Consider the following 13,905-nt stretch of genomic DNA (forward strand, 5'->3'; position numbering starts at 1 on the left):
ATCCGCGATGCTGGAGCGATATCAACGCCTTGGTCCGCCGCCCGACGAGGCGCTGGCGAGGCTGATGAAGATGCGCGAAGGCCTGGGCATCACGCGGATCGCCGACATCACCGGGCTCGACCAGCTTGGTATCCCGGTCGTGCAGGTGACAAGACCTTTCTCGCTCTCCAACGCGGTCGCGCAAGGCAAGGGCGCCACCCTGGTGCAAGCCGGGATATCGGCCATGCTGGAATCGGCCGAGAGCTTCTTTGCAGAGCAGGTGGCGAATTTCGAACCAGTCGTCGGCTGCGCCGATCAATTGGGCATCCCGCCAGATCGTTTCGAAAGGTATCTCCAAGGGGGCACCGCGCCGGGATGGCGCGGCAGGGAGACCGCGTGGGTAGCCGCAGACAATCTTCTTACCGGCAGCCGCGACCTGGTCCCGTTCGAGCTCGTGCACACCGCCTATGTGTTGCCGTCGCTGCCCCATGACGGCATTTTCGCGGCATCGACGAGCGGTTTGGCAGCAGGCTTCGCGGAGCCGGATGCCATCGTTCATGGCATGCTTGAATGCATCGAACGCGACGCGATCGCCACGGCATACCGGACCCACGGGTTTTTCCACCGTCAACGCATCGATCCCGAGACGATCGATGATCCGTCGCTCCGCGATCTCCTGAAAACTTTGGCGGCCAAGAACGTGCTGGTTGGCCTTTGGCAAGCTTTGTCGCCGTTGGGCATACCGGTGGTGTGGTGCCATCTGCTGGAAGACGAACCGACAGAAACGGTCCTTTTGGATCATCCGGCTGATGGCTCGGCTGCCGGTTTCAGTCCCGCCGGCGCGGCGGTGCACGCCATCTACGAAGCGGCCCAGGCCCGTCTGGCGGCGATCTCGGGCGCGCGCGATGACCTGACGCGCGCGTCCTATCCGAAATACCCCGATCGGCAGGTGATTGCAGCGCATCGCCGGCTCCTCCGCGACGGCCCGCGCAGCGTGGATTTCGGCGCGTTCGCCGAGCAGAAGTTCAACACGGCGTCGGACGGGCTGTCGGTCCTCTTGGCAATTCTCGAAGAGAGAGGGTTCGATGCGGTTCACCTAATCCGGGTGGGAACGAAACCGTTCGACGCCCTGTCGGTTGTCAGGATTGTCATCCCTGCCTTGCAGCCGCTCTTGCAGGGGTAGGGATTATGCGCCCGAAACTCGTCTTCACTGGCCCTACCGTGTCCCATTCCGACGCGTTGAAGGTCGTCGATGCGGTATGCCTTCCCCCGGCCGTGCAAGGCTCGATCGTTTCGGCCGTGCAGCATTTCGACCCGAGTGCGATCCTTCTCATAGATGGCGGTTTTCAGACCGAGCCGGCGGTTCGGCACAAGGAAATCCTGTGGGCCCTCAGCCGCGGCATTCATGTCGTCGGCGCGGCCAGCATGGGTGCCCTTCGAGCAGCCGAGCTGTTCCCCCATATGCAAGGCGTCGGGCTTATCTACCGATGGTATCGCCGCTGCGCCTTTGCACCCGACGACGCAGTAGCGGTATTGCATGGACCGGCCGAGGTGAATTTCGCTCAATTGACGCATGCGCTGATTGACCTGCGCCGGACCCTTCGTGCTGCTTGCCGGCGCGGCGTGATTTCACCCGAACAGCAGGCGAGGCTCGAGGGTGTGGCACAGGCCGTCAATTTTCGCGATCGCACCCTGGCACGGATGGTCCGGGATGCGCACGACGGCAAGGACGACGTCGAGAACTTGTGCAGGGAGCTCGGCGCCGCTTTCGTCCAGCAAAAAAAGCAAGATGCCCTGCGGGCACTCGAACTTTTGCGAGAGCAAGCATTTGAAAAAGCATACCCCGTGCCGGAATTACAGCTAACCACGGCCTTCTCCAAGGATATGGATGATGCGGGGCTGGCGCTATAGGCCCTGACCTCTTGGCGGCCGACGATTTACGAAACGTAAGCACCGTGATAGCGTGGCATCGTCAGAGGGGGCCAAGCAATTGGACGCGGTCGATCGTGCCGTTGCGCAAGGTGTGCTGGGTACGCGGTTCCTGGTCTACCCGCAGGTCCCTCACCTTTCGGGTTACGGAACACCCGAAACAGTATGGATTTCTACTCCACCCGATCTGATCCGCTCCGGCCCGGAAGATCACCGCATCTACGTTCGCGATCCGCTCCTCGACAAGGAGCCTTATGACTACCCTTATCTGCCACCGTTTGTCGGCGAAACCTTTCCACCTGCACAGGCTGGCTTTGACGGCCATTTCGATCAGCTTTCCTTGACCTCGCGGCAGTTCCTTTCTGCGCACGCTTTCGCCTCGGTCAGCCGCGTGCTGGACATCTGGGAAAGCTACCTCGGCAAACCGATTGTCTGGTATTTCGCCGAGACGTTCGAGCGGCTCGAAATCATCCCCTTCGTCGACTGGGAGAATGCGCAATCGGGCTATGGCTATCTGGAACTCGGCCGAGAGCGCGGCATCGACGGAGGCAACTATCCCTATGCGCTCAACTTCGATGTGATCGCACATGAGGTCGGCCACGCAATCTTGTTTTCGCTGTTCGGGACACCAACTGGCGGCCTGACTCAAGGCGATTTCGGACCGTTCCACGAAGCCAGCTCGGATCTGGTCTCGCTCTTGTCCTTCCTGAATTTCGACAGCGGCATGGACCGGCTGCTGCGGCACTGCAATGGCAACCTGCTTGTTCTCAATGAGTTGAACCGGATTGCCGAGCTGACTGGCGATCGGCAGATCCGCCTCGCCAGCAACGCACGCCGCATGTCGGAGGTGACGGCGGAAATCCATGACAGGTCACGGCCATTCACGGGGGCTGTGTTCGACACGATCGTCCACGTCTACCACGCGGCACTGGTGCACGAGGGGTTGGCCGACGAGCGGCTGCTGGGGATCGATATTAAGGATGTCGACCAATCCGACATGCAGCGCATTTCGGATTTCACGTCCCGCGCCTTCCGCGCTCGGCCCTTCATGTTCAAGAGCATGCTGATCAGAGCAAGGGACGAGGTGGCTCTCGCACTTGCTCAGGCATGGCCACGCCTCGATGCGGACGACCTGTCGTTCGAAAAGGCCGCGGCGTTGGTGGTGGACTCCAGCGATCGCGTCGCGCCGATGCTCGCGGAAAAATTCGATGAGAACTTCAGCTGGCGGGAGATCTTGTGAACTGAAGGATGCAGCAAAAAGGAGCGAGGAAAATGAGCGACGACTATCACCGACCGACACTAACCTTTCCGTCAGGCGCTTACAACGCAACACAGGTTAGGCTCTATGGCTTGGGGGCGGAAATTGGACTTAGCGTGCCCGGTGCGCCAGCACCCTTTGGTGACACCGGCATGTATGTCGAAACCGCGCCTGGGGAACCTATCACCGACGAGCAACATGTCAACGCACTTGAAGTATTGAAGAGGTATGACAGCAACAAAGGCCGCCAAGATATAATAAATGGAAATATCCCATTTCCAAAAATACCAATCAGAGTCTCCTACCATTTCAAGATCGACCTGAAGAATTTTGGCGCTGCGGTCCTTTCAACGGTAGGCAGTACCTTCATGCTCGGATCATCTCCAGAACAGAAAACATCGTGCGGGATAATTGTCGGTTATGCCTATGAGGGACATACCTACGATTTGCCAAAGCCCAAGATAATGATCATCCCGGCGTTTCCGGAACCCAAGATTCCGGCGGACGATTCGGAATTTGACGCCAAGGAACCTGAAGGCTACGCGGTTTGGCTCGTCGATAAGCTCAACGAATGCGTGGAGTTGGAGATGAACCAGGGCTTTGTCGAACAGATCGTCCTCGAGGCGAACCTTCCAGGCAAGCGTTCACCGACGATGTACGCATCCAAGATGACGATGGGACACCGTGGCGGAAAGCTGAGCGACTAGTCTCTCATGTTCCCTGTCAAGGTTGAAGGCAAGAAGGCTCGCCTGCTTGGCAGGTTTGCCATGCAGTCGGATCGGCTGAAGCTGCACAGGGCTGGGGGGTGGAGCTCAGAGACGACGGTTGATCAGACTCTCATTCCGCGGGTTGGGTACGGCCTTCCGTGTCTTGGTCTCGGGGCTGTCCTCGGTCTAGAGGGCGGGCGTGGGGCGCATCGGCTCGGCGACATAACTGGCGACGGGAGTTCCGCACGATGGCCATGTTGTGCGCCCTGGTTGTCACCGCCGGCCGAGATCCATTGAATCCTGTCGACACGAACGCGAAAGGCTTCATCACATCGATATCCGAGAGGCCCTCGGCATCCTCGCCGTGTCCGGCAAACGGGATTTAGCTGTCGCGCCAGTCAACGAGTGTGTCCGCTTTCCGAATGCTACCACCCGAAACCGGACAGGCAGGAAGCGGCCCAAATGCGACATTCAATTTTCGTCGTGCCCCTGCCAGGGATTTGGCGTGCCCCAGCCGCTTACGTTGCGTCTAGTCCCGCCATGTAAGCCTTCGCGCCACGAGGGACCGCACGCCACTGACGGACAACTATGATGTGGACCACCAGTTTGGCGCACCCAATCGGCCACGCCAGCCCGCAGCCTCATTCACGGCGTGGTCGTGAACCCGCACTGCTTCTGTTCCATCTCGATCTGCTTGGTGATGCGGATGGCGTTCTGGGCGTAGGCTTCCGTCACGGTGCCGCTGTTGACGGTCTTGTCCTTCAGCGGGCTGACGGCCGCGCAGAGGTGGAAGACATGCTCGGTGTCGGACTTGGCGGCGCCGTTTTCCGGCGCGATCCAGTAGACGACATCTTGGCCATTGGGGTGCGCCGCGTCCTTCGTCGCCGCGGCCACCGTGGTGGAGTCGGTGGCGATCGCCTGCGCCTGGGCGGCGACCTCGGGCGAACAGGCCGTGGTCGGCTGCCCCGCCTTGATCTGTTCCGCGCAGGTGTTCATGTCCTGCGTGTACTGCTCGACCGATGGCGGCTGGTAGCTGACCCCGATCAGCGTCGCCAGCACGGCCAGCACGGCGCCGATACCGCCGGCCACCTTCTTGCTCTTCGGGTCCATGTTCTTGTCGTTGAGGATCAAGAGAACCAGCGGCAGGAAGGCAATCAGGGTGATGATCGCGCCGAGCTGGTTCTGGACAAAGAACCGGAACGTGTCGGATTCGCGGGCCGGGTCCTTCCGGTTGGCCGCCTTCCAGAGCAGGCTGCCGGCGATGGCGAATATCGCGATCCCGACCAGGATGCCGATCAGCAGCGGCAGGTTTCCCTGGTCGAACTTGTGCTTGTAGAGCAGTACGATCCCGGCGATCTCGCCGCCAATGGCGATGACCCACGACAGCACGGCGAACAGGCGCAGCCGCGTGGCCCCGGACTTCTGGCCCTGCGTTGCCTGCCAGTCCTTGGTAACGTCTACGGTCGGCTTGTTGTCGGTCATGACCAGATCCCCCGGTATCGACACTTTTGCGGGGCGTCAAAGGCGCCCGGCGCAGCGTCATTGATCGAACGTCGCCTGCCCCGGCGCGAAAGCGCCACGGCAGACCCCATCCTTATTGCGCATGATGGGATTCGTCCATAGCCGAGCGGGCGGACGAGGATGCCGGCGATGGCGCGGAGGAGGGCAGGGCAATCGCATATGGAGCTGGCGCAATCCCATGCGATTGCCCGGGAAGAGGGAAGTCACCCCTTGGCCTACACGAACCGGCCCAGCGCATCGACGATCAGATCACAGAACTTCGCATGGTCGAGCTTCATCGCCACGCTATGGCGGAAGTCGGTCTGCTCGCTCGCCGTACCGCCGAAATGGTGCATCGCGCCCATTTTCTCGAAATTGCAGATGCCCTTGGTCCAGCGTCCCGCAAGCTCGACGCGGATATCGGCCTTTTGGACGCGGGCAGTCTGGCGCGGCCTCCTTAGCGACTCTCCCGTTCCCTGAATTGATTTGTATACAAATGTTTCTGGCCCGGCATCGGTTTGTGAAGCGCTTCACCGTTGCCGCGCAATCGATCGGTTACAGAGGTGGCGCAAGAGCGGGCCTAAGGCAGCGCTCTGCTGCTGCATGGAGGTAACCGATGTTTGAAAGTCTCAGCAGAATTCGCGCTGCCCTGGCGCGCGCCAGCAAGCACAGGAAGACCGTCCGCGCACTGAACGCGCTGCCGACGGAGATCCAGAAGGACATTGGCTGGACGGAGTCGAGGTCGATCGATGAGATAAGGCTGCCGTTCTAGGGCCGCATCCAGCGTCGCTAATATATCGCTCGCCATCGATTGTTCGGAAGCGTACAGTATAGCATCGTCAGCCACATCAATGGGCGCTGACGCTTGGGAGCGACCATCGCACTCCTGCCCCGACAGGAGGCATTGGAGACATGGCGGAGCAACCGAGACAGTCCGGTCTGAGCGCCGAGGCGCTCGCGGCCTTGGCGCGGGAAACCGGGGCCTCCGAGCAGCAGATACAAGAGATCGCATCGCTGATCGGCAACGATCGCTCGTCCATCGTGCGCGAAGCGCGCATGGTTGCGGCTGACCGCCCGAAGCGCTGATCCAGGAAAAAGCTGCTGGATTGATCCATGGGGCGTCGCCCCTGATTTGTCGGTTTTGTACGAAGTACAATGGCTGAATCCGAGTCAGCTATCGTCCAATGACCGTTTGCATTTGGGCAGGGCGCCGACGGCTGGGAGATGACATGTGCTCTTGCCCTGGGGAGAGAGCGATGGACCAGTCGGTCAGCAAGGAGAAAAGCGGCCTTTTGCGCCGCATGAACCCGGCCGACTTCGCACTGCTTGCGCCGCATTTGCATCATCGTGTGCTCGATCTCAAAGCCCCGCTCGAAATGGCGGGCGAGCCGGTCGCCTCGGTATGCTTCCTGGAAAGCGGCCTGGCCTCGGTGGTGGCGAGGAACCGGCCGGGCCTGGACACCGAGGTCGGCATCATCGGCCACGAAGGCATGTCGGGCTCCGCCTTGGTGATGGGCGCCGACTGGGCGCCCCATGATTGCTACATGCAGATGCCGGGCGAGGCGGTGTGCATCGATTCCGAGCCGTTCAAGGCAGCGCTGCAGAAAAGCCCGACGCTTCGCGCCTTCCTGCTGCGCTATGCCCATTATCTGCACGGCCAGACCAAATCCACGGCACTGAGCAATGCCCGCGCCAAGCTCGAGGATCGGCTGGCCCGATGGCTCCTGATGTGTGACGACAGGGTGGTCGGCCACCAGATCCAGATCACGCATGAGTTCCTGTCCGTCATGCTCGGCGTCAGGCGTCCGGGCGTCACCATCGGCCTGCAGATCCTGGAAGGGCGCGGCCTGATCCGGTCGAGGCGCGGCGAGATCGTCATTCGCGACCGGGATGGCCTGATCGCCGTCGCCGACGGTTTCTATGGCCAGGCCGAGGCCGAATACGAACGCCTGCTGGGCTGAGCCTGGCACGGGCTGGAAATGGCCGACGCGAATGCCGGTGAAAGCATGTTGCCAGAGCCGCGCCGGCCATTTGCGGCCATCTGGGGAGAGGCCGCCCGGCAAATCTAGCATCGGCGTAAAAGCGGGCAACGAACCGCAATCGCTTGGTAAAAACCGTACAATCGAATTGTGTTGAACCTTGGTTCGGCAAGAGTATGAATCTGCTGTCGTCGACCATGTATATGGGGCGCTGGCGCCTGAGGCTTCGACAGGCTCGCGCGCCCGATGTGAACGGGGAAAACCGAAATGGCAGAACTGCTTTTCGATGTATCCGCCTTCGATTGCGCCATCCTGCGCGCCGCCTTCATCAAATCGGTGATGGAAGACAATGTCCCGGAAAAGCGCTGGCGCGCGCTCGCCGCTTCCCTGGTTCGCGACCTGACCGACCACGAAGACGTCGAGCCGGATCTGCTCGGCTGGATCACGCGCAAGTAGCAATATCCTGACGGTCCGGCGGCTACCCCAGCCACCACCACAGCGCCGCGATCGCCGCAAGCACCGCCGCCACCGACAGCCCCAGCATGATGTAGCTGCCCTTGATGATGTCGCGGATGATCTTCTTCACGCTTTCGCGGTCGTTGAGGTTGGGGAAAGGCTCGTTGGGCAGCGCCACGCCGAGGAAGCCGCAGAGCGGCGCCCAGCCATCGCTGACCTTGAACACCAGAAGCTTCTCCGGCGGCACGGCCGCTATCACCTCCTCGGTATAGGCGTTGTAGCGCGCCACCGCCTTGGCGCGGTCGTCCATCACGCCGGCAAGCGTGCGGCCCCAGATCAGCCTGTGCGACATGTCGCCGAATTTGCGGCCGAACGGCGTCAGCCATTCCAGCACCTTGAACTGCCACAATGTCTCGGTGAAGTGGATGGTGTCGATGGTGCTGTCGTACCAGGCCTCGGCGCCGCGCGGATGCAGGGTGAGCAGCACCTTGGCGTCGGGATAGGCGGCCATCAATTCGCGCCACACGCAGCATCCCGGATTGTCGACCGTCGCCTTGTAATTGGCAAAGACTCTGGTCCAGTCGTGCTGGCTGCCGGGCGGGCTGTTGGCCACCTTGCGCCAGAAGTCGAGATGGCCCTTGTTGGCCTTGTTGAGGATGACTTCCTGCATGTGATAGCTGGGAAGGCCCAGCCTGTTCAGCGCGGCAAAGGTCGACCATGTGCCGGTGCGGCCGAATCCGGCCCCGATGAGCTCAAGCGTCATTTTACCCCCCTTGTTGAGACCGCTTTTCTTTTTATGCCGGTCCGCTCGGAATGAGGTTGCATCCGCGCCCCTCGGCGCGCAACAATTTTCCCTGTCCAGGGCAGAAATGTGTTTGCTTTTTCGTCTGGGCCACGCGGAATGAGGGTTTGGCTATTCCAGCGGGTGAGGGAGCCTGATAATAGGTCAGTCAGATTGACCTAAATCGCATGGCCAGAACGGTCATGCTGGACCAGATGCCGTATCCCGGGAGGTGGGCTCGTGAGTTTGATGGACCTGTTGGCGTCGCGCGCCTCGCGCATGAAGGCGTCGGAAATCCGCGAGCTGCTCAAACTGCTCGACCAGCCCGACATCATCTCCTTTGCCGGCGGCATCCCCGATCCGGCCTTGTTTCCGGCCCAGGCGATCGCCGATGCCTATGCCTCGGTGCTGGGCGGTGCGGAGGCGAGCGCAGCACTTCAGTATCAGGTCTCCGAAGGCTATCTGCCGCTCAGAAAATGGCTGGCCGGCCAGATGGGCAAGCTCGGCATTGCCTGCGACGAGCACAACATCTTCATCACCTCCGGCTCGCAGCAGGCGCTGGATTATCTCGGCAAGCTTTTCCTGTCGCCCGGCGACACAGCACTGGTAACATGGCCGACCTATCTCGGCGCGCTGCAGGCCTTCAACGCCTACGAACCGCGCTACGACCGGCTGACGCCGGACGGCGGCAACATGACGCCTGCCGCCTACCAGGCCGCTGCTGCCGCTGCAGGCGGCAAGGTGAAATTCGCCTATCTGGTGCCCGATTTCGCCAACCCGACCGGCGAGACGCTGAACCGCCAGCAGCGCGAGGCGGTGCTTGACCTCGCCGACGAGCTCGACATTGCTATCATCGAGGACGCCGCCTATCGCGCGCTGCGCTATGACGGCGAGGGCCAGCCGCCGATCCTGGCGCTCGACTGCGAACGCTCCGGCGGCATCGAAAACGCCCGCACGCTCTATTGCGGCTCGTTCTCGAAAATCCTGTCACCGGGCATGCGCGTCGGCTGGGTCTGCGCGCCGCGCCGCGTCGTCGAGCGGCTGGTGCTGATGAAGCAGGCGTCGGACCTGCACAGCCCGTCGATCAACCAGCTGGTCATGCACCGCGTCTCCGAGGCCGTGTATGACGGCCAGGTGGAAAAGCTGATCGGCGCCTATCGCCAGCGCCGCGACGGCTTGCTTGCGGCACTCGAAGCGGAAATGCCGGATGGCGTCAGCTGGAGCCGACCGGAAGGCGGCATGTTCGTCTGGCTGACGTTGCCTGAGGGTTCGGATGCCACCGCGCTGCTCGCCCGCTCGGTCAAGGAAGCCCGCGTGGCGTTCGTGCCGGGCAACGCATTCTACGCCGACGGTTCGGGCCGCAACACGATGCGGATGAGCTTTACGCTCGCAGATGAACGCGCCGTGGGTGAAGGCGTGCCGAGGCTGGCGAAATTGATGGGCTAATCTCCCCCCTCGAGGGGGAGATGTCGCCGAAGGCGACAGAGGGGGTCGCCGCGCGTGGAGCGCTAACCTTCATCAGTCGCAGGAGGTCGCGCCCAGTCGAGCCGACCCCCTCTGGCCTGCCGGCCATCTCCCCCTCAAGGGGGGAGATTAGCTCACTCCGCCACCACCAATTTATCCTGCGTCTTCGTCTCGAAATCGCTGGCGTCGTGGCGCTCGTGCAGTTGCATGGCCGGGTCGCCGAAGGCGCGGTTGACCATGCGGCCGCGCTGCACCGTCGGGCGGGCGTCGATCGCCTTGGCCCAGCGTTGTACGTGCTCGTAGTCCTGCACCGACAGGAATTCGGCGGAATCATTGTACATGCGGCCGAGCGCAAGGCCGCCATACCAGGGCCATACCGCCATGTCGGCGATCGAATAGAAGGCGCCGCCGAGATATTCAGTCTCCGCCAGCCGCCGGTCGAGCACGTCGAGCTGGCGCTTGGTCTCCATGGCGAAGCGGTCGATGGCGTATTCGATTTTTTCGGGCGCATAGGCGTAGAAATGGCCGAAGCCGCCGCCGAGATAGGGCGCCGAACCCATCTGCCAGAACAGCCAGGACAAGGTTTCCGCGCGCGCCGGCTGTTCGGTCGGCAGGAACTCGCCGAACTTTTCCGCGAGATAAAGCAGGATCGAACCGGACTCGAAGACGCGGACAGGCGTCTTGCCGCTGCGGTCGAGCAGCGCCGGGATCTTGGAGTTGGGGTTGACCTCGACAAACCCCGAGCCGAACTGGTCGCCATCGTTGATGCGGATCAGCCAGGCGTCGTATTCGGCGCCCTTGTGGCCGAGCGCCAGAAGCTCCTCCAGCATGACAGTCACTTTGACCCCATTCGGCGTCGCCAGCGAATAGAGCTGCAGCGGATGCTTGCCGACCGGCAGCACCTTGTCATGCGTCGGACCGGCAATAGGCCGGTTGATGCTGGCGAACGTGCCGCCATTGGCTTTCTTCCAGCTCCAGACTTTCGGCGGGGTGTATTCGGTCATGCGGGAAATTCCTTGGGTTTGGCGGGGCGAAAACGACTTGCGCGAGGGCGCGAGACTGATGGCGGAAAAGTCGGCGGAACCTAGATACGGGAACACATAGGTGCAATTCAGAAAGGTTCAACTTGTGTTGAACTATTATCGATGTCGGCGCCGCCCCTCATCGCCCTGCCGGGCACTTCTCCCCGTATAGTGACGGGGAGAAGGACGCTGTCGCCTACTGATTTCCCCAATTGCCAGCGTTGCCAAGAGCGCCGATGTTGCGACCATCTCCCTTCTCCCCGTCGCTATACGGGGAGAAGGTGCCGGCAGGCGGATGAGGAGCAGCGCCAGCCTCTGAAATGATTGCCTTGTTGCCTAAGCCCTTGCGCCCTGTGCAGCGCGGCATACCTATAGAGGATACTGCCCACGCATAATCTGCCAGGATGAAAGCATGCCCATCGATCCCGTTTCCCCGCTCTTGCGCTCCGTCGTTGGCGTGCGCGCCATGGTTCCCGACGATGCCTTCACGGCCAATGCCCTGGGCACGCGCCGGGAAGGCAGCGGCGTCGTCATCCGCGGCGACGGGCTGGTGCTCACCATAGGCTATCTCATCACCGAGGCCGAGGAGGTCTGGCTGACCGACCAGGACGGCCGCGTCGTGCCGGCACATGCGCTGGCCTATGACCAGGAGACAGGCTTCGGCCTGGTGCAGGCGCTGGCGCCGCTCGGCCTGCCGGCGGTGGCGCTGGGCGACGCCTCGAAGGCCAAGATCGGCGACCCCGTGGTCTTTGCCGACGGCACCGGCCGCTCGGTCAAGGCGCACATCGTCACCAAGCAGGAATTCGCCGGCTATTGGGAATATCTGCTTGACGAGGCGATCTTCATTGCCCCGGCGCATCCGTCCTGGGGCGGCGCGGCGCTCATCGGCCAGGATGGCAGCCTGCTCGGCATCGGTTCGCTGCTTTTGCAGATGAGCCGCAACGGCGAGGTCGCCGACATCAACATGGTCGTGCCGATCAACCTTCTGACCCCGATCCTCGACGATCTGCTGACGCGCGGCCAGGTGGCGAAGCCGCCGCGCCCATGGCTCGGCGCCTTCTCGGCCGAGTCGAACGGTGCGGTCGTGGTGATGAGCGTCGCCGAAGGCGGCCCCGCCGCCAAGGCCGGCCTGCGCCAGGGCGACATCATCTCCGACGTGCGCGATGGCGAGGTCGACGGTCTCGCCGATTTCTACCGCAAGCTATGGCAGAATCCGGCGGGTTCGGAGATTCCTCTCAGGGTCGTGCGTGACGGTCGTGAGACTTGGCTGCGAGTGAAATCCGCCGACCGAAACAGCTTTTTGAAGAAACCGCATCTGCAGTGAAGATCGCGGGATAAACGTGCTGACACTGGCCGGTGCGTTGGCGGGACAGCGGCCCCCTTGCCGGCCATCTCCCCCACGAGGGGGGAGATTGGCTGCCCCCTCAATCCCCGCATACCCTAAAAGGCGTCCCCGTGTCCCACTCCGCGAAGGGCACGACCTGGCCTTCGACAGACACGATACTGTTCACCTTGCTGTCATCATCCTGCGTCTGCATACTTTTGCCCTTGCCGGTCAGCACGTCGTAGTCGCAGCTGCTGTAGACGACAACGGACTGGTATTTGTAATGGTCATAGGCAACGCCGGCGACGACGAAGGCCTCGTTGCGCCAGGCGATGGTCAGCGTCATGTCGGTCCGCTCGCCGGGGCCGATCAGCCCCGGCAGATAGATCTTGATCGAGCCGTTGGGCAGCAAGGTCAACTCCGGTTCGATGCCGGAGCCCTCATAATGCGGCTGGTCGTAGTCGTTCCATTCGCCGTAGACCTGCTCATGCACGACGCCGGCGGGTTTCAGAAAATTGTACTTTTTGTCCCTCAGGAAGAAATGCATGTCCATGGTATCGTCTTCGGGCTCGGTCTCGACGATCATCGCCAGATCGGCGGCGCCGTCCCCATTGAAGTCGCCGGTCAGCGCGGTGATGATCTTCTGGGTTTCGATGGGTTCGGCGAGCGCCGAGGCCGGCAGCAGAAGGATGAGGCCGAGTAACATCGCTCGCATGGCATTTCCCCCGAATTGCAGTCTGCCTTGCCCGGCTGACCAGCAGGAAACTGCCACGGGCGTCGGCTGCGGCGCAAGCCGGCTCGCAATAGGCTAGGGGGTATCGACGCCGCTGACGGAAACTGGCATCGACAGCCGATACAGCCGGCCCGGCAACAACGAGGTGATGATGGCGCCGTTCAAGGTCGATCCCGACAAGGTTCATGAATTCCCCGATCCCGACAGTTTTTACGCCTGGCTGCGCGAAAATCATGCCGGCGAGAGCGAGGTCTGGATCAAGGTCCACAAGGTCGGCTCGGGCCTCGCCTCGATCACGCCGAAGCAGGCTATCGACGTGGCGCTGTGCTTCGGCTGGATCGACGCCATACGCAAGCCGCTCGACGACAAGAGCTTTCTGCAGCGCTACACGCCGCGCGGCAAGAAGAGCATCTGGAGCAAGATCAACATCGACAATGTCGCCCGCCTGGTCGAGGAGGGCCGCATGACTGAACACGGGCTGAAACAGGTCGAGGCGGCCAAGGCCGACGGCCGCTGGGACCGCGCCTATGCCTCAGGCAAGGACATGAAGATCCCTGACGATCTGCAGGCCGCCATCGATGCCGAGCCAAAGGCGAAAGAGATGCTGGCGAAGCTTTCCGCCCAAAACCGCTTCGCGCTCGCCTTCCGCACCCACAACATGAAGACGGAGGCGGGGCGCAGGAAGAAGATCGAGGCTTTCGTCGCGATGCTGAAGCGCGGCGAGAGGATCTATCCGCAGAAGCGGTGAGGCGACGGCAAGCGGCTGCCATGGT

The 13,905-nt window shown here is 62.1% G+C and carries 16 protein-coding genes; 11 read left to right on the plus strand and 5 right to left on the minus strand.

Translation table 11 applies throughout. The annotated features are described in order from the left end of the window. Positions 1–7: 7 nt before the first annotated feature. The 4 genes from X757_RS0134565 (at position 8) to X757_RS1000000165830 (ending at position 3,873) form a co-directional block, all read left to right on the plus strand. Positions 8–1,162: a YcaO-like family protein gene (locus tag X757_RS0134565; RefSeq protein WP_023727077.1), complete on the plus strand. Its 1,155-nt coding sequence runs from the start codon at positions 8–10 to the stop codon at positions 1,160–1,162. A 5-nt stretch (positions 1,163–1,167) separates the two neighbouring features. After that, positions 1,168–1,890 (plus strand): TfuA-like protein, encoded by a 723-nt coding sequence (locus X757_RS143365; protein WP_023727078.1) that lies wholly within the window; start codon positions 1,168–1,170, stop codon positions 1,888–1,890. Positions 1,891–1,969: 79 nt separating this feature from the next. Then, positions 1,970–3,148, plus strand: a complete 1,179-nt coding sequence (locus X757_RS0134570; protein WP_023689836.1) for a hypothetical protein — start codon at positions 1,970–1,972, stop codon at positions 3,146–3,148. 32 nt (positions 3,149–3,180) lie between these two features. Then, positions 3,181–3,873, plus strand: coding sequence for a hypothetical protein (locus X757_RS1000000165830; protein ID WP_156933465.1), 693 nt, complete (start codon positions 3,181–3,183; stop codon positions 3,871–3,873). A 645-nt stretch (positions 3,874–4,518) separates the two neighbouring features. Here the strand turns inward: X757_RS1000000165830 and X757_RS143360 are convergent. Both X757_RS143360 and X757_RS1000000169440 read right to left on the minus strand, forming a co-directional pair. After that, positions 4,519–5,355, minus strand: coding sequence for a hypothetical protein (locus X757_RS143360; protein WP_023727083.1), 837 nt, complete (start codon positions 5,353–5,355; stop codon positions 4,519–4,521). Between the two features lie 254 nt (positions 5,356–5,609). After that, the gene (locus tag X757_RS1000000169440; protein WP_023727084.1) at positions 5,610–5,738 is read right to left on the minus strand and encodes a hypothetical protein; all 129 of its coding nucleotides are present in this window, start codon (positions 5,736–5,738) and stop codon (positions 5,610–5,612) included. 251 nt (positions 5,739–5,989) lie between these two features. Between X757_RS1000000169440 and X757_RS1000000168610 the strand changes: the two genes are divergently transcribed. The 4 genes from X757_RS1000000168610 to X757_RS07920 all read left to right on the plus strand — a co-directional run bounded on the left by X757_RS1000000168610 (position 5,990) and on the right by X757_RS07920 (position 7,808). Continuing rightward, on the plus strand, positions 5,990–6,145 hold the full coding sequence (locus X757_RS1000000168610; RefSeq protein ID WP_023671409.1) for a hypothetical protein: 156 nt from the start codon (positions 5,990–5,992) through the stop codon (positions 6,143–6,145). Between the two features lie 140 nt (positions 6,146–6,285). Then, positions 6,286–6,459, plus strand: a complete 174-nt coding sequence (locus X757_RS1000000168615) for a hypothetical protein (RefSeq protein ID WP_023689840.1) — start codon at positions 6,286–6,288, stop codon at positions 6,457–6,459. A gap of 170 nt (positions 6,460–6,629) precedes the next feature. Further along, complete coding sequence (locus X757_RS143355; protein ID WP_023685922.1) at positions 6,630–7,334, plus strand: Crp/Fnr family transcriptional regulator; 705 nt, start codon at positions 6,630–6,632, stop codon at positions 7,332–7,334. Between the two features lie 285 nt (positions 7,335–7,619). Continuing rightward, positions 7,620–7,808 carry a hypothetical protein gene (locus X757_RS07920; protein ID WP_023671412.1) on the plus strand — a complete coding sequence of 63 codons (189 nt, stop codon included), beginning with the start codon at positions 7,620–7,622 and terminating at the stop codon, positions 7,806–7,808. 22 nt (positions 7,809–7,830) lie between these two features. On the opposite strand, the gene X757_RS143350 is transcribed toward X757_RS07920, so the two are convergent. Then, positions 7,831–8,571 (minus strand): sulfotransferase family protein, encoded by a 741-nt coding sequence (locus X757_RS143350; RefSeq protein WP_023693766.1) that lies wholly within the window; start codon positions 8,569–8,571, stop codon positions 7,831–7,833. 267 nt (positions 8,572–8,838) lie between these two features. Here X757_RS143350 and X757_RS143345 point away from each other — a divergent pair, with 267 nt between their 5' ends. Further along, positions 8,839–10,035 carry a PLP-dependent aminotransferase family protein gene (locus X757_RS143345; protein ID WP_023708936.1) on the plus strand — a complete coding sequence of 399 codons (1,197 nt, stop codon included), beginning with the start codon at positions 8,839–8,841 and terminating at the stop codon, positions 10,033–10,035. A gap of 152 nt (positions 10,036–10,187) precedes the next feature. On the opposite strand, the gene yghU is transcribed toward X757_RS143345, so the two are convergent. Then, positions 10,188–11,057: a glutathione-dependent disulfide-bond oxidoreductase gene (yghU, locus tag X757_RS143340; protein ID WP_023693764.1), complete on the minus strand. Its 870-nt coding sequence runs from the start codon at positions 11,055–11,057 to the stop codon at positions 10,188–10,190. A gap of 430 nt (positions 11,058–11,487) precedes the next feature. Here yghU and X757_RS143335 point away from each other — a divergent pair, with 430 nt between their 5' ends. Further along, positions 11,488–12,399: a S1C family serine protease gene (locus X757_RS143335; RefSeq protein WP_023671416.1), complete on the plus strand. Its 912-nt coding sequence runs from the start codon at positions 11,488–11,490 to the stop codon at positions 12,397–12,399. Between the two features lie 100 nt (positions 12,400–12,499). Here X757_RS143335 and X757_RS143330 read toward each other — a convergent pair whose 3' ends face one another. Next, positions 12,500–13,114 (minus strand): hypothetical protein, encoded by a 615-nt coding sequence (locus X757_RS143330; RefSeq protein ID WP_023730413.1) that lies wholly within the window; start codon positions 13,112–13,114, stop codon positions 12,500–12,502. Positions 13,115–13,283: 169 nt separating this feature from the next. Between X757_RS143330 and X757_RS143325 the strand changes: the two genes are divergently transcribed. Continuing rightward, the gene (locus X757_RS143325; protein ID WP_031251453.1) at positions 13,284–13,880 is read left to right on the plus strand and encodes a YdeI family protein; all 597 of its coding nucleotides are present in this window, start codon (positions 13,284–13,286) and stop codon (positions 13,878–13,880) included. The last annotated feature ends 25 nt before the right edge of the window (positions 13,881–13,905 follow it).

This window comes from Mesorhizobium sp. LSHC412B00 (genome assembly GCF_000503035.1).
Lineage (GTDB): Bacteria > Pseudomonadota > Alphaproteobacteria > Rhizobiales > Rhizobiaceae > Mesorhizobium.

Bases quoted from the DNA above. Each gene is read 5' to 3' on its own strand.
- X757_RS1000000168610 (WP_023671409.1), top strand. From the start codon at position 5,990: ATGTTTGAAAGTCTCAGCAGAATTCGCGCTGCCCTGGCGCGCGCCAGC.
- yghU (WP_023693764.1), bottom strand. From the start codon at position 11,057: ATGACCGAATACACCCCGCCGAAAGTCTGGAGCTGGAAGAAAGCCAAT.
- X757_RS143365 (WP_023727078.1), top strand. From the start codon at position 1,168: ATGCGCCCGAAACTCGTCTTCACTGGCCCTACCGTGTCCCATTCCGAC.
- X757_RS143350 (WP_023693766.1), bottom strand. From the start codon at position 8,571: ATGACGCTTGAGCTCATCGGGGCCGGATTCGGCCGCACCGGCACATGG.
- X757_RS143345 (WP_023708936.1), top strand. From the start codon at position 8,839: ATGGACCTGTTGGCGTCGCGCGCCTCGCGCATGAAGGCGTCGGAAATC.
- X757_RS1000000165830 (WP_156933465.1), top strand. From the start codon at position 3,181: ATGAGCGACGACTATCACCGACCGACACTAACCTTTCCGTCAGGCGCT.
- X757_RS143335 (WP_023671416.1), top strand. From the start codon at position 11,488: ATGCCCATCGATCCCGTTTCCCCGCTCTTGCGCTCCGTCGTTGGCGTG.
- X757_RS143355 (WP_023685922.1), top strand. From the start codon at position 6,630: ATGGACCAGTCGGTCAGCAAGGAGAAAAGCGGCCTTTTGCGCCGCATG.
- X757_RS0134565 (WP_023727077.1), top strand. From the start codon at position 8: ATGCTGGAGCGATATCAACGCCTTGGTCCGCCGCCCGACGAGGCGCTG.
- X757_RS143325 (WP_031251453.1), top strand. From the start codon at position 13,284: ATGGCGCCGTTCAAGGTCGATCCCGACAAGGTTCATGAATTCCCCGAT.
- X757_RS1000000168615 (WP_023689840.1), top strand. From the start codon at position 6,286: ATGGCGGAGCAACCGAGACAGTCCGGTCTGAGCGCCGAGGCGCTCGCG.
- X757_RS143330 (WP_023730413.1), bottom strand. From the start codon at position 13,114: ATGCGAGCGATGTTACTCGGCCTCATCCTTCTGCTGCCGGCCTCGGCG.
- X757_RS07920 (WP_023671412.1), top strand. From the start codon at position 7,620: ATGGCAGAACTGCTTTTCGATGTATCCGCCTTCGATTGCGCCATCCTG.
- X757_RS143360 (WP_023727083.1), bottom strand. From the start codon at position 5,355: ATGACCGACAACAAGCCGACCGTAGACGTTACCAAGGACTGGCAGGCA.
- X757_RS1000000169440 (WP_023727084.1), bottom strand. From the start codon at position 5,738: ATGGGCGCGATGCACCATTTCGGCGGTACGGCGAGCGAGCAGACCGAC.